The sequence below is a fragment of the Arthrobacter sp. K5 genome (assembly GCF_040448525.1).
Lineage (GTDB): Bacteria > Actinomycetota > Actinomycetes > Actinomycetales > Micrococcaceae > Arthrobacter > Arthrobacter globiformis.
Map to the genome: position 1 here is coordinate 4102865 of NZ_CP159279.1, position 21187 is coordinate 4124051.

At 67.2% G+C, this 21187-nt stretch carries 20 protein-coding genes and 2 riboswitches; of the genes, 12 read left to right on the forward strand and 8 right to left on the reverse strand.

Annotation, left to right across the window (positions count from 1 at the left end):
* Nucleotides 1-32 precede the first annotated feature (32 nt).
* The 10 genes from ABRP34_RS18715 (at nucleotide 33) to ABRP34_RS18760 (ending at nucleotide 11292) form a co-directional block, all read left to right on the forward strand.
* A complete protein-coding gene (locus tag ABRP34_RS18715; RefSeq protein WP_353711305.1) occupies nucleotides 33-728 on the forward strand; it encodes a metal-dependent transcriptional regulator in 696 nt (231 codons plus the stop codon).
* 150 nt (nucleotides 729-878) lie between these two features.
* Nucleotides 879-1121, forward strand: a riboswitch (cyclic di-AMP (ydaO/yuaA leader).
* 11 nt (nucleotides 1122-1132) lie between these two features.
* Nucleotides 1133-1957, forward strand: coding sequence for a M23 family metallopeptidase (locus ABRP34_RS18720; RefSeq protein ID WP_353713405.1), 825 nt, complete (start codon nucleotides 1133-1135; stop codon nucleotides 1955-1957).
* Between the two features lie 112 nt (nucleotides 1958-2069).
* A riboswitch (cyclic di-AMP (ydaO/yuaA leader) is annotated at nucleotides 2070-2263 on the forward strand.
* Between the two features lie 160 nt (nucleotides 2264-2423).
* A complete protein-coding gene (locus tag ABRP34_RS18725; protein ID WP_353711306.1) occupies nucleotides 2424-3026 on the forward strand; it encodes a C40 family peptidase in 603 nt (200 codons plus the stop codon).
* A 100-nt stretch (nucleotides 3027-3126) separates the two neighbouring features.
* Nucleotides 3127-3912: an NlpC/P60 family protein gene (locus ABRP34_RS18730; RefSeq protein ID WP_353711307.1), complete on the forward strand. Its 786-nt coding sequence runs from the start codon at nucleotides 3127-3129 to the stop codon at nucleotides 3910-3912.
* A gap of 220 nt (nucleotides 3913-4132) precedes the next feature.
* A complete protein-coding gene (locus tag ABRP34_RS18735) occupies nucleotides 4133-4633 on the forward strand; it encodes an HNH endonuclease (protein WP_003804664.1) in 501 nt (166 codons plus the stop codon).
* A gap of 34 nt (nucleotides 4634-4667) precedes the next feature.
* A complete protein-coding gene (locus ABRP34_RS18740) occupies nucleotides 4668-5261 on the forward strand; it encodes an NTP transferase domain-containing protein (RefSeq protein ID WP_353711308.1) in 594 nt (197 codons plus the stop codon).
* A gap of 36 nt (nucleotides 5262-5297) precedes the next feature.
* Nucleotides 5298-5645 (forward strand): DUF6457 domain-containing protein, encoded by a 348-nt coding sequence (locus ABRP34_RS18745; RefSeq protein ID WP_353711309.1) that lies wholly within the window; start codon nucleotides 5298-5300, stop codon nucleotides 5643-5645.
* Entirely contained in the window at nucleotides 5642-7168 is a 1527-nt protein-coding gene (locus ABRP34_RS18750) for a molybdopterin molybdotransferase MoeA (protein WP_353711310.1), read from the forward strand. Before ABRP34_RS18745 ends, ABRP34_RS18750 begins: the two co-directional genes overlap by 4 nt.
* 46 nt (nucleotides 7169-7214) lie before the next feature.
* On the forward strand, nucleotides 7215-8087 hold the full coding sequence (gene fdhD, locus ABRP34_RS18755) for a formate dehydrogenase accessory sulfurtransferase FdhD (protein WP_353711311.1): 873 nt from the start codon (nucleotides 7215-7217) through the stop codon (nucleotides 8085-8087).
* Nucleotides 8088-8265: 178 nt separating this feature from the next.
* The gene (locus ABRP34_RS18760) at nucleotides 8266-11292 is read left to right on the forward strand and encodes a glycoside hydrolase family 38 C-terminal domain-containing protein (protein ID WP_353711312.1); all 3027 of its coding nucleotides are present in this window, start codon (nucleotides 8266-8268) and stop codon (nucleotides 11290-11292) included.
* A 67-nt stretch (nucleotides 11293-11359) separates the two neighbouring features.
* Here ABRP34_RS18760 and ABRP34_RS18765 read toward each other — a convergent pair whose 3' ends face one another.
* From ABRP34_RS18765 to ABRP34_RS18795, 7 genes are all read right to left on the reverse strand, one after another.
* Nucleotides 11360-12196: an amino acid ABC transporter ATP-binding protein gene (locus ABRP34_RS18765; RefSeq protein ID WP_003804651.1), complete on the reverse strand. Its 837-nt coding sequence runs from the start codon at nucleotides 12194-12196 to the stop codon at nucleotides 11360-11362.
* The gene (locus tag ABRP34_RS18770) at nucleotides 12183-12848 is read right to left on the reverse strand and encodes an amino acid ABC transporter permease (protein ID WP_175305015.1); all 666 of its coding nucleotides are present in this window, start codon (nucleotides 12846-12848) and stop codon (nucleotides 12183-12185) included. Before ABRP34_RS18770 ends, ABRP34_RS18765 begins: the two co-directional genes overlap by 14 nt.
* Complete coding sequence (locus ABRP34_RS18775) at nucleotides 12849-13670, reverse strand: amino acid ABC transporter substrate-binding protein (RefSeq protein ID WP_353711313.1); 822 nt, start codon at nucleotides 13668-13670, stop codon at nucleotides 12849-12851.
* Nucleotides 13671-13979: 309 nt separating this feature from the next.
* Entirely contained in the window at nucleotides 13980-14717 is a 738-nt protein-coding gene (locus ABRP34_RS18780) for a hypothetical protein (protein WP_353711314.1), read from the reverse strand.
* Nucleotides 14714-15445, reverse strand: coding sequence for a hypothetical protein (locus tag ABRP34_RS18785; RefSeq protein WP_353711315.1), 732 nt, complete (start codon nucleotides 15443-15445; stop codon nucleotides 14714-14716). The genes ABRP34_RS18780 and ABRP34_RS18785 overlap by 4 nt, the downstream gene beginning before the upstream one ends.
* Nucleotides 15446-15480: 35 nt before the next feature.
* Nucleotides 15481-16215 carry a hypothetical protein gene (locus ABRP34_RS18790; protein ID WP_353711316.1) on the reverse strand — a complete coding sequence of 245 codons (735 nt, stop codon included), beginning with the start codon at nucleotides 16213-16215 and terminating at the stop codon, nucleotides 15481-15483.
* Complete coding sequence (locus ABRP34_RS18795) at nucleotides 16212-16961, reverse strand: hypothetical protein (protein ID WP_353711317.1); 750 nt, start codon at nucleotides 16959-16961, stop codon at nucleotides 16212-16214. Before ABRP34_RS18795 ends, ABRP34_RS18790 begins: the two co-directional genes overlap by 4 nt.
* Nucleotides 16962-17157: 196 nt before the next feature.
* On the opposite strand from ABRP34_RS18795, the gene ABRP34_RS18800 reads away from it, so the two are divergent.
* Both ABRP34_RS18800 and ABRP34_RS18805 read left to right on the forward strand, forming a co-directional pair.
* Complete coding sequence (locus tag ABRP34_RS18800) at nucleotides 17158-18822, forward strand: ABC-F family ATP-binding cassette domain-containing protein (protein ID WP_353711318.1); 1665 nt, start codon at nucleotides 17158-17160, stop codon at nucleotides 18820-18822.
* Nucleotides 18819-20732, forward strand: coding sequence for an ABC transporter ATP-binding protein (locus ABRP34_RS18805; protein ID WP_003804636.1), 1914 nt, complete (start codon nucleotides 18819-18821; stop codon nucleotides 20730-20732). The genes ABRP34_RS18800 and ABRP34_RS18805 overlap by 4 nt, the downstream gene beginning before the upstream one ends.
* A gap of 43 nt (nucleotides 20733-20775) precedes the next feature.
* Here the strand turns inward: ABRP34_RS18805 and ABRP34_RS18810 are convergent, their stop codons facing one another.
* Nucleotides 20776-21180, reverse strand: a complete 405-nt coding sequence (locus ABRP34_RS18810; protein WP_003804634.1) for an NUDIX domain-containing protein — start codon at nucleotides 21178-21180, stop codon at nucleotides 20776-20778.
* Between the last annotated feature and the right edge of the window lie 7 nt (nucleotides 21181-21187).

Consider the following 21187-nt stretch of genomic DNA (forward strand, 5'->3'; position numbering starts at 1 on the left):
ACACAAATACTGTGCTCGAGGAGCTGAGCTGAATGACGGATCTGATCGACACCACGGAGATGTACCTTCGCACCATTCTGGAGCTGGAGGAAGAGAACATCGTGGCGCTTCGGGCACGCATCGCCGAACGCCTCCGCCACTCGGGCCCCACCGTTTCCCAGACCATCGGCAGGATGGAGCGCGACGGCCTAGTCGTCGTCTCCAATGACCGCCACCTTGAACTGACCGAAGTGGGCCGGAAGCGCGCCACCGAGGTGATGCGCAAGCACCGGCTCGCCGAACGCCTCCTCGCCGACGTCATCGGCCTCGACTGGGCCTACGTGCATGACGAGGCCTGCCGGTGGGAGCACGTCATGAGCGAACGGGTGGAGCGCAGGATTTACGAATTGCTCGACCACCCCACAGAGTCGCCGTACGGCAACCCGATCCCCGGCCTTGCGGCGCTGGGCGGGCCGCCTGCCAGCCCCTTTACGGACGGGGTGGTGAGCCTGCTCGATGCCATGACCGGCTACGGCCCGGAATCCCAGGTCACCGTCATCCGTCTGGCAGAACCCATCCAGGTGGAGCCGGAGCTGCTGCTCCAGCTGGATGAAGGCGGGATCCGGCCCGGCGCTGCCGTCTCGCTGGAGCGTGTGGGGGAGTACATCTCTGTCCGCGTGCCCGGTTTCGAAGGTGCCCTTGAGCTGCCGCCGGAAGTGGCTGCGCACGTGTTCGTGCGAGTCGGCTAGCTTCTCAACAGCCCCTCGGGGCCCATGACGCATCTGTCTGACATCTGCAGGCAGGATGACCTACCACTTTTGCACAGTGAATATAACGGAATTATTACTGTGCCTTTTAATCGCCTATAGTTAAACGGCAACGCCGATACACAAGCGTTACCTGATCTGGAGCCGAACCCTGCCAGCAGATCAGCAGCACGAGTCACCCACTGGCAGGGGCGGGGGAACCACAACCGGCTGTTTCTAACAGCCTTGGGGTGAAGTCCGCAGCAGCAAGTCTCTTCCGCAGAAGGAATCCTCCTGGGATACCCCTGTGCCGGAATGGCTTGTTACGGCGGACCGGGTCCGAACTCTCTGACCCGAATCCGACAGCTAACTTCGCAGGCTATCCAGAGAGGAAACAGTACTTGTCCATGCAGAATGCCCGGGGCCGCCGCCGCGCGTCCGGTCCCGCTCCGGAGCCGCGCCTCGCGGAGGCCATTGCCGCGGACCGTCCCCGGGACGCCCAGCGTGAAGCGCGCCGTCGCCGCCGGGGTCCGTTCCGGCAGGTTACGGATTTCGCCTCGGCCAGCGGCGTTGGGCAAAAAGCCGGCGTAGCCCTTGCCGCCACGGGCCTGCTGCTGACTGTGACCGTCCCCGCCACCAGTCCTGTTCTTGCCGCCGGAGAGCAGCAGGGAGAGGCGTCCGCGTCCGTTGCCTCCCCGGCCCAGCCCAAAGTCTCGGCTGAAGCGGCGGCAAAGATCGACTTCAGCCGCACGTCCGTCTCCACCACCGGTGACCCGGACGGAAAGCTCAAGCAGCTCCTGAGCGCCCAGTCGGCCGGCAGCATCAGCCGTTCGGCGTCGGTGGGCACCTTGGGTGGCCCGCTGACCACGCTGGTCAAGTCCTCGCCGTTCGGTTACCGGGTCAGCCCGATCACCGGCGGCGCCGGCGAGTTCCACCGCGGCCAGGACTTTGCCGCCCAGTGCGGCACCGAGGTGCTGGCCGCAGCCAGCGGCACTGTGACATTCTCGGGGTGGCACCCGTACGGGGGAGGCAACCGCGTGGTGATCGACCACGGCAACGGCCTCGAGACCACGTATAACCACCTGTCGTCCTCCAGCGTCCAGGTTGGCCAGAAGGTCACCCGCGGCGAAGTAATCGCCCTCAGCGGGACCACAGGCGCCTCCACCGGCTGCCACCTCCACTTCGAGGTGATGATCAACGGGGACGTCGTTGATCCCACCGGCTGGCTCTGAGCCAAGCCGAGTGAGCACTCTCATTCCTGTGACACGCCGTGACCTGAATGTGACATTGGCTCCGAACTGCTGTACCGTCTAAACCGCGTCAACTTTTCCGAAGTTGACGCTCTTGAGTGGATTGCCTAACTCTGCCACCGCTCAAGGTCCGTTCGCATTACATCGTCTGGCAGGGGCGGGGGAACCAATTTTGGTCTTCGCAAGAAGGCCTTGGGGTTAAGTCGCAATGCTTCCCAGGAAGCGGAGCGGCCGGGTGACTCCCATCCGAATCCGACAGCTCACCTCGTAGGCATTGGGAGAGGCTACCTTCGTGTCTTCACGCCACAATGCCGCGCGCCACCGCGCGCACACGGTTCGTATGAACCCGTTGGACTCCGTGTCCAAAGCGGTTAGCGCCAATGCCGGCACAGTAGGTCGCCAGGCAGCTGTTATCGCAGCTGCTTCAGGACTCATCCTGAGTGTTGGCATGCCTGCCAACGCAGCCGACGCCAACATTGGTGTTTCCGCCTCCTCGGAGACCGGTTCCCAGGCATCGCAGCTTGCTGTGACCGCCGCACCCACCGCCACTGTCTCCTTCGAGCGCCCTGCCGTCACCACGGTGGCAGCCCCGGTCGCCGAAACCATCGCTCCCCAGTCGAACGATGAGAGCCAGACGGCCGACGCAAGCCAGGCCGGCAGCGAGATCGCAGGTGCGGCCCTGGCCGTCACCGCCAAGTCCACCGATGGTGCGGCCTCCGCCGCAGCTTCCGGGCTGGCTGCAATCGCGTACACCGGCATTGGCAGCCCCTACGTCTGGGGCGGTACCACGCCCAGCGGCTGGGACTGCTCCGGCTTTACCCAGTGGGTTTACGCTCAGGCAGGCATCAGCATTCCCCGCGTCAACGCGTGGAACGCCATGAAGCCCACTTCAACGCCTGCTCCCGGCGACCTGGTCATGCAGAACGGCGGCGCCCACGTGGGCATCTACGTCGGCAACGGCATGATGATCAGCGCGCTGAACCCCTCGCAGGGCACTCTCCTGCACGCGGTGTCCGCAACGGGCACGTCCGCTTTTTACACCCTTCGCTAAGAATCCGATTCGAGGCGGGCCGGCTTACCCCCAAGATGCCGGCGCGTCGATAACCCATGGCCTGCTACCGCGGTCCGTGGAACACGAAAGAGAGAAATTAATGACTACACGTGCGACCATTGCACGGCACCGCGCCGAGGTCACCAAGACCAACTCGCTGGCTGTCATTGCCAAGGCCGTCGGCGACAACGCCGGTGGCGTGGGCCGCCAGGCTGCAGTTATCGCTGCTGCGTCCGGTCTTGTCCTGACCAGCGGCATCGCCGCCAACGCCGCTGAGACCAACGTTCAGCGCGAATCCGCCGCGGCCTCCACGCTGGAAGTCCAGTCCGCTGCACCGGCCAACATCTCCGCTGCTTCCAGCATCGCCATCTCCTACGAGAAGCCTGCTGTCTCCACCACGCCGGCTCCCGTCGTCGAGGCCCCCAAGCCTGTTGTCAAGGTCCAGGAAGCCGCTCCCGCCGTTGAGGCCCCGGTTGCCGACGCCGCCCCGGCCGTCCAAGCCGCCGCCGCCGTCGAGACCGCTGCCCCGGCAGCGCCGAAGACCACTGCCGCCAGCGGCAAGGGCGCTGCAATCGCTGCTGCGGCCTACGCCCAGCTGGGTGTCTCCCAGGACTGCACCGCGCTGGCTACCAACGCACTCGCCGCCGTAGGCGTCCACTACCACGGCTGGCCGGCCGGCTACCTGTCACTCGGCCGCACCGTCAGTGCTGCTGAAGCCCGGCCGGGCGACCTCGCCTACTACCAGAACGGCGGCATGGGCCTGGCCCACATCGCTGTGTACGTCGGCAACGGCCAGGCCGTCCACGGCGGCTGGAACGGCGGAACCACGGCCCTGTTCAGCGTGAACGTCGGCTCCGGCCCGGTCTTCATCCGCGTCGGCGGCTAAGACATCCAAAGCCTTCAAAAGGACCCCCGCCAGTTGGCGGGGGTCCTTTTTTGCCTTGCGTCCGCATGAATTTTGGGGACACACCCTGACGATGCTTGTGTTCGATTCGCTCATCTGCCTAGTGAGTGTTTACTCTTATGGTGTCGATCCATAGCCCGGACATGCAGAGGGCAGCCGGCCCTCGCGCCTCTGCCGGGTGCGGCCGTGAAGAGGTATGTGCATGCGCACACTCGTTCTGAATGCTGGATATGAACCGCTGGCGGTAGTGACATTCCGCCGGGCGCTGGTCCTTGTGCTCACCGGAAAGGCAAGCGTGGTGGCCGAAGGCGACGATCCTGTCGTCGGGCCGCAGGACATCATGGGCCGTCCGTCCGTGATTCTCCTTAATCGCTACATCCGCCCCCGGTACAACATGATCACCGCGGTAAGCAGGCGCGGTGTGCTTCGCCGCGACGGCCACCGGTGCGCCTACTGCGGCAAGGCAGCCCACACAATAGACCATGTCCAGCCCAAATCCAGGGGCGGTGCGGACTCCTGGGAAAACCTCGTCGCAGCCTGCCTCCGCTGCAACAACGTCAAGGGTGACCACACCCCCAGTGAAATGGGCTGGAAGCTCCGGTTCGATCCGGCTCCACCGGTGGGCACCATGTGGCAGATCAAGGAACTGGAGAAGCCCACACCGGCGTGGGATCCGTTCCTGCTCCCGGAAAGAGCAGCCTGACGCTGGTCTGGGCCCGCAGCCTTAAGCTGGGTGTGTGGACTTTGACGCAGTAATCCTGGCCGGCGGCCGCTCCTCGCGGCTGGGCGGCTCACCCAAGTCTGCCCTGATGTTCGACGGCGCCACCCTGCTTGAGCGCTCGCTCGCGGCGGCCGCGGGTGCCCGGCACACCGTTGTGGTGGGACCTGAGGCGGCGGGCCTTCCCGGTGGTGTTCTCGCCTCGCGTGAGGACCCGCCCTTTGCAGGTCCAGCCGCGGCCATCGCCGCCGGCCTCGATGCGCTCAGGGGTGCAGACCCCGCAGACCTGGTCCTGGTCCTCGCATGCGACATGCCCCGCGTCGGCGAGGCGGTCCGCGCTCTCTTTGACGCCCTCCCCGGCGCCGGGGCTGACGGCGTCATGGCGGCATCGTCCGACGGGCGGCTGCAACCGCTGGCGGGTTTTTATAGCACAGCTGCGCTAGAACGCGCCGTGCAGGCTGCCGCCGCACGCAACGCCCTGGTTCACGGGTCAGTCTTCGCCCTCCTTGCTAGTCTTGACGTGCAGGCTGTGGTTGTCCCCGCCGGCTCCACGGACGACGTGGACACGTGGGATGATGCCGCCGCGTTGGGAGTAGCTGTCCGGGAGCAATGACCCGCATACCGGACCGCCGTGAATTTGGAGGCAGGCATGAAAAGCCAGGACGAGACGCTCGAGGAATGGTGCCGTCTGCTGCTGCGGGCCTTTGAGCTCGAGGACGTGGACGTGGACATCAACGAGGTGTTGTCCGTCGCGGGAGTGGCTGCGCACTCCGTGGTGCGTCCAGCGGCGCCGCTGACAACCTTCATAGCCGGGCTCGCCGCCGGCCTCGACTGCGCTTCGGGCCAGGCGCCTGATGTCCAGGCGATGCAAAGCGCCATGGAGGTGGCCCGTGCCGTTGCCAAGGCCTATGCGGCCGATGAGGCGCAGGCTGTGACAGGTACCCCGGCCGTGGGTTCCGCCGGCACTTCGGGGCCCAGCGGGACTCCGGGGGAATGACAGCCGCGCCCGAGCACCGCTCTGACGACCCCTACTCCGCCGTGGAGGCAACGCCTGCCAGTGGCGCGACTGCTGCTGGCGGCGGCACTGCTTCCGTCCCCGACGCCGTACCCTCTTCTGACGTCGAACCCGGTCCCGACGCCGGACCCGCTTCCGACGCAGCACCCGCTTCCGACGCGGGGGAGCCGGACGCGCCCGCCAAGCACCTGGCGCACACCTGGGAGGAGGCCCGGCAGGCCGCTTTCGACTGTGCTGCGCCGATACCCGCGGCACCCGTTCCCTTGCGCGACGCCGTGGGCCGGACCTTGGCCGTGAACATCACCGCCCACCAGGACCTGCCGCACTACGCGTCGTCCGCCATGGACGGCTGGGCCGTCAACGGAACAGGTCCGTGGATCCTGGCCGAGCCGGGGCAGCGTCTGGCACCGCACCAGGCGAGCGTGATCGTTACGGGCGGACTGATTCCCCCCGGTGCCAAGGCGGTGCTGCGCACCGAAAGCGGCGTGATCTCCACGGACGACGACGGGCTGCCAGTCCTGACACTGGGCGGCACCGCCAGGCCCGGCGAACCAAGGAACGGCCAGCACATCCGCAAGGCGGCAGAAGAGGCGACCGCCGGGGACGTGCTGGTCAGGGCCGGCGTCGTGCTTAACCCCGCCCATGTGGCCCTTGCAGCCCTCGCCGGGTACGACGAGGTGGAGGTCCTAGGCAAACCGGTGGTGAAACTGCTGCTGACAGGCTCCGAAGTGGTGGAGCAGGGAGTGCCCCAGCCCGGGCGGGTGCGTGACACCTTCGGACCGCAGCTGGCCACCGTGGTGGAAATGCTGGGTGGCCTGTGCCGGGAACAGGTCCGGATCGGCGACGGCTACGCGGAATGGCTGGAGGGCCTCGAGGACTCAGGCATCGCCGAGGCACAAAACTTGCCTGCCGACGTCGTCATCACCACCGGCGGAACCGGCCGGTCCGGCACCGACCATTTCAGGCGAGCCGTGGCTGAACTGGGCGGACGGCTGATCATTGACGGCGTGGCAATGCGGCCGGGACACCCGGCCGTCCTCGCCGAACTGCCCGACGGGCGCTTTGTGCTGGGGCTGCCGGGCAACCCCCTGGCCGCCATGATGGCACTTTCCACGGTGGGCGCACCGCTCCTGGCCGCCCTCGGACATGGCCAGCTGCCGCCGGTCCGGGAAGTCCCCTCCGGAACCATGATCGAACCCGACCCCGGCCGCACCCGGCTTATGCCCTTTCGGCTCCTCTATGGCATGGCATCGCCCGCGCAGCACACCGGCCCCGGCATGATGCGTGGACTGGCGTCCGCCGACGGCGTCCTGGTGGTTCCGCCGCACGGCGTGCAACTGGGCGAGATGGTGCCGGCTTTCGCCCTGCCCTGGGGTCCGGCCATTCCCGAACCCAAGAGCGCCGAATCCAAGCCCAAGAACCCGGCGCGGAAGTCCTCCTCCCGCACCTCCGCCAAGCAGGCAGCCCAAAGCGGGCCCGTGGACTGGAGTGCCCTGCTCGACTGAGATGCAATGATGGAGGCATGAACAGCCACTCAGCGCGGAGTCTCCCATGGGCCGCGTAACGCAACGACGCAAAGTGCACCGCTATGTCCTGGACGGCTCGGCCGCGGCATTGGAGTTCCCCGTCAGGCACCGCGAGGACGTGCTCGCCGTGGAGGAACCGCTTGAAATCCGGTTGGGCAACCTGTCCTTCTCGGTCACCATGCGCACACCCGGGGACGACTTCGACCTGGTGGCAGGTTTCCTCGTCTCCGAAGGCGTCATCTGGGACGCAGACCAGCTGATCTCGCTCAGGTTCTGCGCCGGTGAGGACGAAAACGGGGTCCAGACATTCAATGTGGTCGAAGCCCAGTTGCGGCCCGATGTGCCCCTGCCGGACACCGGCCGGCACGTATATACTTCCAGCTCGTGCGGGATCTGCGGCACGGACTCCATTGAATCGGTCACCAAGTCTTCGCACTTCAACCCCGCCGCCGACAGGCTCACCGTTCCGGTCGAAACGCTCGCCTCCCTGCCGGACCGGCTGCGGGAGGCGCAGGCAGTCTTCGAAGTGACCGGGGGAGTGCACGCTGCCGGACTGTTCAGGATCGACGACGACGGCGGTGCAGAGCTGCTGTGCCTGCGGGAGGACGTGGGCCGGCACAACGCGGTGGACAAGGTAGTTGGCTGGGCCCTTCGTGAACGCCGACTGCCGCTTACCAACACCGTGCTCCAGGTGTCGGGGCGGGCATCCTTCGAACTCGTCCAGAAGGCCGCACTGGCCGGTATCCCTGTACTCACCGCGGTCAGCGCGCCCTCGAGCCTGGCAGTGGAGCTGGCCGAGTCCACCGGTGTCACCCTGGCCGGGTTCAGCCGGGGGACCAGCCTGAATGTCTACGCGGGTTCCGGCCGCATTTCGACGCCTGCGCCGATGCCGCGGTAGCGGGCGTGGGGCCTTGGCGGCCGGATGCCAAAGCGGTAGATTTTATCCATCGAATGGAAGCGTTGATCTGCTCAGACGGCAGCTGAACTGCCAGGACCCAAGCGGACCGCGACCCCCCCATGCCCGCACGAAAGCCAGCACACTCCGCTTCTGCTTTCACGTACTAAAGAGGTACACATTGCACGACGACCGCCGGATCACGGAAGTCCGCCTGGACCGCTTTCTCCGCGAACGGATTGGACCCGCCATCTACGGTCGCAGCGTGCCGCTGGAGCTCAGCAGCTGGGACGTTCCGGATGAACCTGTCCCGGTTCTGGAGGCGTTGCGCCAGGAGTTCACGCCGCAGGAACACGGTGCCGCCTGGGGACGTCCGTGGAGCACAAAATGGCTGCGGCTCCAGGGGGAGGTGCCGGATGCCTGGGGTACCGCGCCGGATACCGAGGTGGAGATCGTGGTGGACCTTGGCTTCACCACGGAAATTCCCGGCTTCCAGTGCGAGGGGATCGCGTGGCGCCCGGACGGCACCATCATCAAAGCCATCTCGCCCCGCAACCAGCACATCCCGCTGAAGCTTCTGGGCAGCGGCCTGGCCGTGGACTTCTACGTGGAGGCAGCAGCCAACCCCGACGTTGCCCAGGGCTGGAGCTTCGCGGCGACGCCGTACGGGGACAAGGCCACCGCCGGAACCGAACCACAGTACCGTCTTGGCAGCATCGCCATAGCCGAACTGAACCGCGCCGTGTGGGAGCTCCAGCAGGACGTGCTGACGCTCAGCGGCCTCATGCACGAGCTGCCCACGGAACTGCCACGCCGGCACGAGATCCTCCGCGCCCTCGAGCGCATGATGGACACCATGGACCCCGACGACGTCGCGGGCACTGCGGCGGCCGGACGGGAAACGCTGGCCGAGGTGCTGGCCAGGCCTGCCTACGCGTCCGCCCACCGGCTGCTCGCCACCGGGCACGCGCACATCGACTCGGCCTGGCTGTGGCCGGTGCGGGAAACCATGCGCAAGTGCGCCCGGACCTTTTCCAACGTGGTTGCCCTCATGGACGAGGACCCGGACTTCGTGTTCTCCTGCTCCTCGGCCCAGCAGCTGGCCTGGATCAAGGAATACTACCCGGAGCTCTTCGGACGCATCCGGGAAAAGGTGAAGTCAGGCCAGTTCATTCCCGTGGGCGGCATGTGGGTGGAATCCGACACCAACATGCCGGGCGGGGAAGCCATGGCCCGTCAGTTCGTGGAAGGCAAGAGCTTCTTCCTCAAGGAATTCGACGTCGAGTGCAGGGAAGCCTGGCTGCCGGACTCCTTCGGGTACTCCGCAGCCCTGCCGCAGATCGTCAAGGCCGCCGGCAGCCGCTGGTTCCTGACCCAGAAGATCTCCTGGAACCAGATCAACCGGATGCCGCACCATACCTTCAACTGGGAAGGCATCGACGGCACCCGCCTCTTCACGCACTTCCCGCCGGTGGACACGTACAACTCCGAACTTAGCGGACGGGATCTGGCGCACGCCGAGCGCAACTACCGGGACCACGGACACGGCACCATCTCGCTCGTTCCCTTCGGCTATGGCGACGGCGGCGGCGGACCGACGCGGGAGATGGTCGCTGCCGCGCACCGCGCGGCCGACCTGGAAGGCTCGCCGAAAGTCCGGATCGGAACGCCTGGCACCTTCTTTGAACAGGCCGAGGCCGAGTACAAAGCGTTGCCGGTCTGGGTGGGGGAGATGTACCTGGAGCTGCACCGCGGCACCTATACAAGCCAGGCCAGGACCAAGCAGGGCAACCGCCGGTCCGAGCACCTCCTCCGCGAGGCGGAGCTGTGGTGCGCCACCGCCGCCGTCCGCTGCGGAGCGGAGTACACGTACCCCGCGGCCGAGCTGAAGCGGCTGTGGCAGCTGGTCCTGCTGCAGCAGTTCCACGACATCCTGCCCGGCAGCGCCATCGCCTGGGTGCACCAGGACGCCGAACGGAACTACGCAGCCGTGGCCAGGGGGTTGGAAGCACTCATCAGCGAGGCTGCCGCGGCACTCCTCGGCGAAGGGGCACAGGAGTTCCTGCTCAATGCCAGCCCCCATGGCCGCCTGGGGGTCCCGGCGCTCGCGGCCGGAGTGCCCGTGTCAACCCAAGACGGAGTCCAGGCCACGCCGCTGGACGGCGGCTTTGTCCTGGACAACGGCGTGATCCGTGCCGTGCTGGATGACAACGGGCTCCTGACCTCCCTGCGGGATTACGGGACAGGCCGCGAAGCCATCGCCCCCGGCCAGTTCGGAAACCACCTGGAACTGCACCGCGACACCCCCAACGAATGGGACGCCTGGGACATCGACGAGTTCTACCGGCGGAACGTCACCAGCCTTACCGACGCCGCGGAGGTTACGCTGCAGCGGCACGGCGGGGACGCCGTCGTCGTGGTGGAACGGCTCACCGGTTCCTCCCGCATCACCCAGCGCATCACGCTGGCGGCGGGCAGCCCGTCCCTGGGAATCTCCACCGAAGTCGACTGGCAGGAACGCGAGAAGCTGCTCAAGCTGGGATTCCCGCTCGACCTGAGGGCCGACCGCTCGGCGGCGGAGACCCAGTTCGGCCACGTCTTCCGGCCGACCCACGTGAACACCTCATGGGAGGCGGCGAAGTTCGAGATCTGCGCGCACCGCTGGATCCACGTCGCCGAACCCGGGTACGGCGTGGCCATCGCCAACGCTTCCACCTATGGGCACGACGTCGCCCGGTCTGTCCGGGACGACGGCGGGACCACCACTACCGTACGGCTCTCGCTGCTGCGGGCAGCAAAGTTCCCCGACCCCCAGGCCGACCGCGGCCGGCACGTGCTTGACGTCTGGCTCCGCCCGGCGGCAGGAATCGCGGAGGCAGTGGAGGAGGGCTACCGCGCCAACCTCGCCCCGAGGACGGTGCGGGGCGCACACCCAGCCGAAGGGCTGGTTGCGGTGGACAACCCGGCCCTGGTAATTGAGGCCGTAAAGCTGGCCGAAGACGGCTCCGGCGACGTCATCGTCCGGCTGTACGAATCGCTCGGCCAGCGTTCGGCCGGACGGCTCACAGCCAACTTCCCGGCCACGGGAATCCAGACCGTGGACCTGCTCGAGCGTCCGGTTGAGGCGACGGGCGTAGTGGCTGGGGCGGACTCCGCCGAGCTCACCCTGCGGCCGTTTCAGCTGGTGACCCTGAGGATCGTCCGCTAAGCGCTGTTGTTTGTTGAGCTGGTTCTTCCGGCGGCGCCCGACACGTCAGGCGCCGCCGGAACCGCGCTCAGAACTCATGCAGCAGGCGCCGGACGAACTGCCGGGTGCGTTCCTGCCGCGGCGCGCGGAGAACTTCGGCGGCCGGTCCGCGCTCCACCACGAGGCCGCCGTCCATGAAGATGACCTCGTCCGCCACCTGGCGGGCGAAGGCAAGCTCGTGGGTGACGATGACCATGGTCCATCCCTCGTCGGCCAGCTCCTGGATGACGGCCAGGACGTCGCCCACGAGTTCCGGGTCCAGCGCCGAGGTGGGCTCGTCGAACAGCAGCAGCTGGGGCTTCAGGGCCAGGGCACGCACGATCCCTACCCGCTGCTGCTGGCCTCCGGAGAGCTCGAACGGGTAGGCGTCACGCTTGTCCGCCAGTCCCACTCGGGCGAGCAGCTTCTCGGCCTCGGCCACCGCCTCGGCCCGCTTGCGCTTCTGCACCTGGACTGGTCCTTCGATGACGTTCTGCAGGACGGTCATGTGCGGGAACAGGTTGTAGTGCTGGAAGACCATGGCACTGCGGTCCCGCAGATCTGAAATCTCCTTCTTGGAGACTCTGGCGGAGAAATCCAGCGCCAGATCGGTGCCCGGGCCTGCGGAGGTGCCCGGCCCCGCAAAGGTGACAGTCCCGGCGTCGGGCGTTTCCAGTCCGTTGAGTGAGCGCAGCACGGTGGTCTTGCCGGAACCTGACGGCCCGATCAGGGCCACCACGTTGCCCCGGCGCACGTCGAGGTCGATGTCCCGCAGCACCACATTGCTGCCGAATGCCTTCGCGAGGTTCCGGACCGACAGCACGGGCCGGGCCTGTGATGTGGCTCCGTGGGCTCCCGAATGAGCTGCTCCGTCAGTGGGCGACATAGCGGTCCAATCTCCTTTCAAGGACGGACTGCCCGGAGGAGAGTGCCAGGCAGATCACCCAGTAAACCAGGGCAGCCTCGAGGTAGAGCGCCATGAACTCCTGGCTGAAGGCCGCGATCTGCTGGGCGTTGCGGAAGAGCTCCGTGACCAGGATCAGCGAGGCCAGGGACGTGTCCTTGACCAGCGAAATGAAGGTGTTGGAGAGCGGCGGCACAGATACCCTCGCGGCCTGTGGCAGGATGATGCGGCGCAGCGACTGGCCACGGGACATGCCGATGGTGTGGCCGGCTTCCCACTGCCCCTTGGGCACCGAGAGGATTGCGGCGCGGATGACCTCGGCGGCATAGCCGCCAACGTTGAGCGAAAAGGCGATGATGGCGCTGGGCCAGGGATCAAGCTTCACGCCCAGGCTGGGCAGGCCGTAGAAGATCACAAACAGCTGCACCAGCAGCGGCGTGCCGCGGATCACCGAAACGTAGAACCGCGCCACGCCGGACACCACGGCGTTCCGGCTCAGCCGCATCAGCGCCACCAGCAGGGCCAGGGCAAGGCCGATCACGAACGACGCCAGCGTCAGCGGGATGGTGCCGGTGATGGCACCCGTGACAATAGGGCCGAAGGAGCTCCAGATGAGATCCCAGTTCAACGGCATCTACTTGGTGACGTCCGTGCCGAAGTACTTTTCTGAGATCTTGGCCAGCGTCCCGTCGGTGCGGAGGTCGTCCAGCGCCTTGTCCACCGCTTTGGTGAGCTCCGTGGAACCCTTGCGGAACACAAAGGCGCTTTCGGACTTCTCCGTGGTTTCGGCAGCAATCTTCAGCCCGGCGTCCGGGTTTGTCTTGGCGTAGTCGAGGTAGGTGAGCTTGTCGTTGACGATAGCGTCCACGCGTCCCTGCCGGACCAGTGCCACACCCTGGGCCCAGCCCTCCACGGACTGGACGTTGGCGCCGGCGTCGACGGCCATCTTGTAGAAGTTGCTGGTGAGCGACTGGGCTGTGGTCTTGCCCTTGAGGCTGTCAAAGCCGGTAATGCTGTTGTTGTCCGCCTTCGTCACGATCACGCCCGTGGAGACGGTGTACGGCTTGGAGAAGTCGTACTTGGCCTTGCGTTCGTCGTTGATGGAGATCTGGTTCGCGATGGTGTCGAAGCGCTTGGCGTCGAGGCCGGCGAAGATGCCGTCGAACTGGGTCTCCTGGAAGGTGGCCTTCACGCCCAGCTTCTCGGCAACTGCGCGGGCGATCTCCACGTCGTAGCCCGTCAGGTCGCCGGCTCCTTCGGCGTGGAAGGAGAAGGGCTTGTACGTGCCCTCGGTGGCGACGACGATTTCGCCTTTGGACTTCACGTCGCTAAGCGAGGTGTCGGAACTGCTGGCGGCCGGTGTCTGGGAACCGCCGCCACCGCAGGCCGTCAGAGCCAGGGCCAGTCCGGCGAGGGTGGCAGCAAGGGCGGAGCGGCGGGAGGTGACACGGTTCATGGCGAATACCTTCTTCTTCAGGCGGCGGCGGTGCGGGAGCGGCGGGCGGATCCACCTGCGACGCTACTGCCTGCAACGCATTTGAAAAGACGTTTTATTTCGCCATCATACGGGGGTGTCATACGGGGCCGGAGGATCCCCTAGGGAGGGTCCTTAAAAAGGCTGAGTGGGGGCGGTCCCCAACGGCCGCCACCACTCATCCCCCCAATGTGCGATCCGGCAGGCGCCACAGCTTGTGAGCCAGGCAGCAACTGCTTTCACACATTCATGATTCTCTCACGGTCTAATGATTTTGTGAATCCCGGTTTGCTACCTTTCGGTAGATGACGTTCCGTGACTCCTGCGCTGGGCGGCTTTTACCCGTGCCAGCCAGACCATGACGAGGCCGGATGTGTAGAAAACCACCGCCCCGTTGTTCACCGCCGGCGCTATGGGGAGCAGTTGCGCGGGCGAAAACTCAAGGCAGAGACCGGCGACGGTGGCAGCTGCTCCGGCCGCCATCAGGGCAGCCCCGGTCCTGACCGGCAGGGGCAGGCGTTCCTTGACGCTGCGGAGCAGGGCGGGCAGCAGTGCGAGGGAGACATACGCCAGGTAGCCCCGGGCCGCGGCCCAGTAAAAGGGCAGCAGGGCCTCATTCCGCGGGCTTGCCGCCCCGGCGTCCTGGAAGCGGACCGACGACGCGGCGGGGGCCATCATGAGGAAGACCGCGACCAGGGCCACGGAGAAAATCGCGAGCACGGCCAGACCGGGAGGGCCGGCGATCATGCGGTGGGCATCGGGGGCACCAAACCCCTTGGTGACGCGGACTGCGATGAGGTAGATCGTGGCGAAGACAATCAGGCGCAGCAGGACGTGGGCAATGTTCAGGCCGCCCAGGGCCCCGTCGATGGCCACATAGAACTGTTCGATGCTCAGGACCGCGGCGGCCGTCGCCAGCAGGAAAATGAAGAACAGGGCCGGATTGACTCCACGCATGGTGCTCGGGATCCGGGCCAGGGCGGCAGCGCTGCAAACCACCAGTGTTACCCACGGGAGAATCTCGCTCACACCAGGTTCTCCCAGATTCGTTCGGTCTGCTCCTGGTCCTGTTCCTGCCGCCGCAGGGTCCTGCCCATCGCCTGGAGTCGCTCGCCGGCCAGGGCGGTGAGGTCGCCGTCGCTGAGCCGGTCGAGGGCCGCTTGCCGGGCGCCGGGTGGCCAGCCGGCCTCGGTTTCGGTGACTAGTCCGGTGGCCACGAGTCCGCTGGCCAGCCCGACGCCGGCGGCGCGGGAGGTGGCGACGGCCAGCTCAGGGGCGAGCCGGTTGGCGGTCAGCTGGGCGGAGTAGTTTTGCGGGGCGACGCCGGTGGCGGCGGAGACCCGGTGGCGGAGTTCGCCGTCGTCGATGGCGTCCACCCAGTTCTTCACGGAGGTGGCATGCGGAGTCGGACTGAGTCCAGGCTGGCCCGGGCCGGTGGAACCTTCGGGCGCGGTGCGGACAATGACCGCCCGCAGCAAATCGACGGTGGCGATTTGGCTGACCAGTTCCTTCTCGGTGGGCGGGAGGGAAGAACTGGCGAGTCCGCTGTATGTGTCGAACGTGGCCAGTGCGGCAACCGGATTGATGTTGTAGGCCCGGCTGATGCTCACGACTGTGGTCTCGGCAACCTTCCCCCTCACCATCTGCTGGGCGAGGGTGGTGCGCTTGACTCCCGAGATCCTGCAAATATCGGCCGTGCTGGTATCCGGTGCTACGCCACTAAGCCAGCGCTGGAATGCTTTGGCGGGGAGGGGCATGAAACGCTCTCTGCTGAACGAATGTTTGACCCATACTAACGGCGTTGGGCGGACACACGCCCGTGCTTCCGGCCGGCCCGGCCGCTGGCTACCCAGATGAGAACCAGGCCTGCCACAAAGCACAGGATGGCTGTGTAATTGACAACGAAGCGCAAGAATCCGAGCCCAGGCGGCACGACAGGGAACAGCAACGAAAGGGGGATCGCGATGCTGCCCACGGCCAGAAGCGCCGCGCTCATCCGGAGCATGGCGGGCAGCGGGCTCCTGACGGCCCGCAGCATCCCCGGCAGGATCGCCAGGCACACATAAGCCGGGTAGGCCCGGCCCGCGGCGCCGTAGTACTCGACGAGGAGGGCGTTCTTCTGATTCTTGGCTGCCACGTCCACGAGCCCCGCCGATGAGCCCGATGTGTCCATCAGGACGAAGCACACCACCAGCACGGCAGAAATCAGTCCCAGGGCAAGCATGCCGGCGCGGCCCCGGATCAGCTGGACGCCACGGCTGTCCCCAAACCCGGCCACAATCCGCAGGGCAAGGAAGAAGATGGCCCCGAAGATGATGAAACGCAGCAGGAGGTTGGCCACGTTTGTGCCGCCCAGCAGGGTATCGATCGCCAGGTAGGGACCGCGGATGCTCAGCAGGATGGCCAGCGTCAGGAGCGCCAGGGCATAGAAGATGGACCTGTTTTTCCGGCGGACCAGGTTCGGGATCCGGCTCAGCGCGGCGGCGCCGGACGCGATCAGGGTGGTCCATTGCAGGATTTCAATCATCCGAGGTTCTCCCAGATCGTTTCGGTTTGTCGTTGGTCGTGTTCCTGCCGGCGCAGGGCCTTGCCGAGCGCGTGGAGGCGCTCGCCGGCCAGAACGGCCAGTTCGCCGTCGGTCAGCAGATCGAGGGCCGCCTGCCGTGCGCCGGGCGGCCAGCCGGCCTCGGCTTCGGTCACCAGCCCGGCGGCGACGAGTCCGCCTGCGAGTCCGACGCCGGCGGCGCGGGAGGTGGCGACGGCCAGTTCCGGGGCGAGCCGGTTGGCGGTCAGCTGGGCGGAGTAGTTCTGCGGGGCGACGCCGGTGGCGGCGGAGACCCGGTGGCGGAGTTCTCCGTCGTCGATGGCGTCCACCCAGTTCTTCACGGAGGTGGCGTGCGGCGGCGGGCTAAGTTCGGGCGGACCAGCGCCTGTGCCGGTGTCCGGATCGGTCCGGGCAATGATCTCGGTGCGGGCAATGATGGCGTGCAGCAGGTCCGCCGTGGCGATCTGGCTGACCAGTTCCTGCAGTGTCGGCGGGACCGGCGGTTGTCCCAGATCCTGATAAGACTCAAACGAGCCCAGCGCTGCCACCGGGTTGATATTGAAGGCCCGGCTGATCCCCACAACGGTTGCCTCGGCCACCTTGCCGCGGACCAGCTGCTGGGCCAGGGTGGTGCGCTTGACCCCGGACGCCCTGGCCACATCAGCAACGCTGGCGTCCGGCGCGACGCCGTGCAGCCAGCGCTGGAAGGCCTTGGCGGATAGGGGCATGGAACGCTCTCTGCTGACGGGCGGGGGTGGTGCGGAGACGCGGCCCGCCGGCCTCGATTTTACGTAGCGCGCCGCTTCAACTATGCTAGATGGTCGAACCCGCTGGTCCGTACACCCCCCAAGTCCGGACCAGCGGGTTCTTTCATGCCCGCCTGAATTTTCGGGTAAAAACGGGCAGCGGTGAGAGGATGGATTGATGACTGCAACCCTTGTTGCGAAGGACCTTTCGGGCGGTCATGATCACCGCACCCTCTTCTCCGGGCTGTCCCTCACAGTGGCTCCCGGGGACGTTGTGGGCGTGGTCGGCGCCAACGGTGCCGGCAAGTCCACGCTGCTGCGGCTCCTTGCCGGCGTGGACCAGGCGCAGGACGGCACCGTCAGCCTCGCGCCGGCCGACGCCTTCGTGGGCTGGCTCCCACAGGAACACGAACGCAAGGCCGGCGAAACGGTCGCCGCCTACATCGCCCGCCGCACCGGCTGCGCCCAAGCCACCGCTGAGATGGAATCCACGGCCGAGGCCCTGGGGTCGGGAGCCCCCGGATCCGACGACGCCTACTCGGTGGCCTTTGACCGGTGGATGGCCTCAGGCGCCGCGGACCTGGACGAACGGATAGCCCCCGTCCTCGCGGACCTTGGCCTGGACGTCGGTCCCGACGCCGATATGACCGGGCTGTCCGGCGGCCAGGCTGCGCGCGTGGCCCTCGCCGCCCTGCTGCTGAGCCGCTTCGACGTCGTGCTCCTGGACGAGCCCACCAACGATCTGGACCTGGACGGCCTAGCCAAGCTGGAAGCCTTCGTGCAGGGCCTTCGCGGCGGCGTGGTGCTGGTCTCCCACGACCGCGAGTTCCTCGCCCGCTGCGTGACCTCCATCGTGGAACTGGACCTCGCCCAGAACTCGGTGGCCGTGTACGACGGCGGCTATGAGGCCTTCCTGGAGGAACGGGCCGTCGCGCGCCGGCACGCCCGCGAACGGTACGAGGAATTCGCCGCGACCAAAGCCGATCTGGTGTCCCGGGCCAGGACCCAGCGGGAATGGAGCTCACAGGGCGTCCGGAACGCGATGCGGAAAAGCCCGGACAACGACAAGATCCGCCGCGCGGCCAGCACCGAATCGTCCGAGAAGCAGGCCCAGAAGGTCCGGCAGATGGAATCGCGCATCGCCCGCCTGGACGTGGTGGAAGAACCGCGCAAGGAGTGGCAGCTGCAGTTCACTATCGGTCAGGCGCCGCGGTCCAGTTCTGTAGTGGCAACGCTGCGCGATGCCGTGGTCCGGCAGGGCAGCTTCACCCTGGGCCCGGTGAACCTGCAGCTGAACGCCGGCGAGCGGATCGGCATCACCGGGCCGAACGGGGCCGGCAAGTCGACGCTGCTCCGGCTGCTGCTGGGGGCACAGGAACCGGACTCCGGCGACGCTTCCCGCGGTGTGTCGGTGGCCGTCGGCGAGATCGACCAGGCCCGCGGGCTGCTGGCCGGGCAACTGTTGCTGGCTGACGCCGTCGAAGCCGTCCTGACGGATTACACGTCCGCCGAGGTCCGCACGCTGCTGGCGAAGTTCGGTCTCAAGGCCGACCACACCGCGCGCACGGTGGACTCGCTGTCGCCGGGGGAGCGGACCCGCGCCGCACTGGCCCTGCTGCAGGCCCGGGGAGTGAACCTGCTGGTCCTGGACGAGCCCACCAACCACCTGGACCTCCCGGCCATCGAGCAGCTGGAAGAAGCATTGGAAAGCTACGACGGCGCCCTGCTGCTGGTCACCCACGACCGGCGGCTGCTGGAAAACGTCCGCCTGGACGTGCGCTGGAACGTGGACAACGGCGTCGTCACCGAACTGGCGGCAGGCAAGATGGAGCAGAACAGATGAGCATGGACGGCGTCGCCTGGCGCTCGCTTTACAACATCACCCGGGCCAAGAGCGGCTCCCGGCCGTTCTCCAAGGAGACCCTCAAGCGCGTTCTCGGCTTTGCCCGGCCGCACCGCGGCAGGCTGATCGCGTTCGTGGCCGTGTCCGTCGCCATGGCCTTCCTGGCGGTGGCCACGCCGGTGCTCGCTGGCCAGGTGGTCAACACGATCGTTGCCCGCGCCGATTCCGGCGAAGTGATCCGGCTGGCGGCCCTGATCGCCGGCGTGGCGGTGGCCGAAGCAGCCCTGGGCATGGTGAGCCGCTGGCTGTCCTCCACCATCGGCGAGGGCGTCATCGTGGATCTCCGCACCAGGGTGTTCGACCATGTCCAGAGAATGCCCATCGCGTTCTTCACCCGGACCCGCACCGGCGCGCTGGTCAGCCGCCTCAACAACGACGTCATCGGCGCGCAGTCCGCCTTCGCCGGAACCCTGTCCGGAGTGGTCAGCAACGTGGTGGCCCTCATCCTCACCCTCGTGGTGATGCTCAATACCTCATGGCTGGTCACCGTGCTGGCCATGATCCTGCTGCCGATTTTCCTCATCCCCGCCCGGCGGATGGGCTCCCGGCTGGCTGACCTGCGGCGCGAGGCAGCCGAGCACAACGCGGCCATGGGCACCCAGATGACGGAGCGCTTCTCCGCCCCCGGTGCCACCCTGGTGAAGCTTTTCGGACGGCCCGACGACGAATCCCGCGAGTTCGCGCTGCGTGCCGGCCGGGTCCGGGACATCGGTGTGCGGACGGCCATGCTGCAGTTCACATTCGTGACGGCGCTGACGCTCGTCTCCGCCCTGGCCCTCGCCCTGGTCTACGGCCTAGGCGGCTGGCTGGCTATCGGCGGCCAGCTCGCCCCGGGCGACGTCGTGGTGTTGGCGCTGCTGCTTACCCGGCTGTACGCGCCGCTCACCGCGCTGTCCAACGCCCGCGTGGAAATCATGAGCGCCCTGGTCAGCTTTGAACGGGTCTTCGAAATCCTGGACCTCAAGCCCCTCATCCAGGAAAAGCCCGGCGCGCTGGCAGTCCCGCCCGGGCCCGTGGCAGTGGAGTTCGACGACGTGCGGTTCTCCTACCCTTCCGCGGACAAGGTCTCGCTGGCCTCACTGGAGGAGGTCTCCACGCTGGACACCCGCGGCGGCGAGGAGGTGCTGCACGGTATCAGCTTCCGGGTGGAACCGGGGCAGACCGTCGCCCTGGTGGGCTCCTCCGGCGCCGGCAAGTCCACCGTGGCCCAGTTGCTGTCCCGGCTGTACGACGTCGACTCCGGCGCCGTGCGCCTCGGCGGCACCGGCCCGGCCTCCGGCCTGGACGTGCGCGACCTGACCTTCGACTCCATCCGAGCCACGCTGGGCATGGTCACCCAGGACGGGCACCTGTTCCACGAAACCATCGCCTCCAACCTCAGGCTGGCCCGCCCGGAGGCCACCGACGAGGACATGTGGTCGGTGCTGCGCCAGGCCCGGCTCGAAACCATGATCCGGTCCCTTCCCGACGGCCTGGAAACCGTGGTGGGGGAGCGCGGCTACCGGCTCTCCGGCGGTGAACGCCAGCGGCTCACGATTGCCCGGCTGCTGATCGCCCAGCCCCGCGTGGTCATCCTCGACGAAGCGACCGCCGCGCTGGACTCCACGAACGAAGCCGCCGTGCAGGCGGCGCTGGGCGCTGCGCTGGAAGGCCGCACCGCCGTCGTTATTGCCCACCGGCTCTCGACGATCCGCGCGGCCGACGCCATCCTTGTGGTGGAGGACGGGCAAATTGTGGAGCGCGGCACCCATACCGAGCTGCTGGCCGCGGATGGCCGCTATGCCGAGCTGTACCGGACCCAGTTCGCCGAGGCCACGGCAGTGGCAGAGGAAGCCGTTCCGGAATACTGAGTCGTTGCCCGGTGGCCGGGGCGCCGTGTCAGCGCCCAAAGCGTCAGCGCCCGGATTCCGCGAGCGCCGGAAGGATGTGGTCCGTGAGCAGCGGTGCCAGGTCCCCGGGCAGTTCCGCCGTGAGGTCCAGCCACCGGATCTCGGCGATCTCCGCGGAAGGGTGGGCCACCCAGGTCCCCGGCGCGGTGAAGACGGTGGCTTCGATTTCCGTGGCTGCCTCGTTGGCGGCATCGGCCAGCCAGACGCCCATGAGGGTCAGTTCCCGCGGATCTACAATGATGCCGACTTCCTCCTGGAGCTCCCGCGCGGCGGCCTGCACCGCGGTCTCGCCGGGTTCGGGCTTGCCGCCGGGATGCATGAACTTGTCCGTGCCGCGCTTGCGGACGGTGAGGAGCCGGCCAGCGGCGTCGTAGACACACACGGCGGAAACGATGATGCGCGGATTCACGGTTTCG

Bases quoted from the DNA above. Each gene is read 5' to 3' on its own strand.
- ABRP34_RS18715 (WP_353711305.1), top strand. From the start codon at position 33: ATGACGGATCTGATCGACACCACGGAGATGTACCTTCGCACCATTCTG.
- ABRP34_RS18720 (WP_353713405.1), top strand. From the start codon at position 1,133: ATGCAGAATGCCCGGGGCCGCCGCCGCGCGTCCGGTCCCGCTCCGGAG.
- ABRP34_RS18725 (WP_353711306.1), top strand. From the start codon at position 2,424: ATGCCTGCCAACGCAGCCGACGCCAACATTGGTGTTTCCGCCTCCTCG.
- ABRP34_RS18730 (WP_353711307.1), top strand. From the start codon at position 3,127: ATGACTACACGTGCGACCATTGCACGGCACCGCGCCGAGGTCACCAAG.
- ABRP34_RS18735 (WP_003804664.1), top strand. From the start codon at position 4,133: ATGCGCACACTCGTTCTGAATGCTGGATATGAACCGCTGGCGGTAGTG.
- ABRP34_RS18745 (WP_353711309.1), top strand. From the start codon at position 5,298: ATGAAAAGCCAGGACGAGACGCTCGAGGAATGGTGCCGTCTGCTGCTG.
- ABRP34_RS18750 (WP_353711310.1), top strand. From the start codon at position 5,642: ATGACAGCCGCGCCCGAGCACCGCTCTGACGACCCCTACTCCGCCGTG.
- fdhD (WP_353711311.1), top strand. From the start codon at position 7,215: ATGGGCCGCGTAACGCAACGACGCAAAGTGCACCGCTATGTCCTGGAC.
- ABRP34_RS18765 (WP_003804651.1), bottom strand. From the start codon at position 12,196: ATGTCGCCCACTGACGGAGCAGCTCATTCGGGAGCCCACGGAGCCACA.
- ABRP34_RS18770 (WP_175305015.1), bottom strand. From the start codon at position 12,848: ATGCCGTTGAACTGGGATCTCATCTGGAGCTCCTTCGGCCCTATTGTC.
- ABRP34_RS18775 (WP_353711313.1), bottom strand. From the start codon at position 13,670: ATGAACCGTGTCACCTCCCGCCGCTCCGCCCTTGCTGCCACCCTCGCC.
- ABRP34_RS18785 (WP_353711315.1), bottom strand. From the start codon at position 15,445: ATGCCCCTCCCCGCCAAAGCATTCCAGCGCTGGCTTAGTGGCGTAGCA.
- ABRP34_RS18790 (WP_353711316.1), bottom strand. From the start codon at position 16,215: ATGATTGAAATCCTGCAATGGACCACCCTGATCGCGTCCGGCGCCGCC.
- ABRP34_RS18795 (WP_353711317.1), bottom strand. From the start codon at position 16,961: ATGCCCCTATCCGCCAAGGCCTTCCAGCGCTGGCTGCACGGCGTCGCG.
- ABRP34_RS18800 (WP_353711318.1), top strand. From the start codon at position 17,158: ATGACTGCAACCCTTGTTGCGAAGGACCTTTCGGGCGGTCATGATCAC.
- ABRP34_RS18805 (WP_003804636.1), top strand. From the start codon at position 18,819: ATGAGCATGGACGGCGTCGCCTGGCGCTCGCTTTACAACATCACCCGG.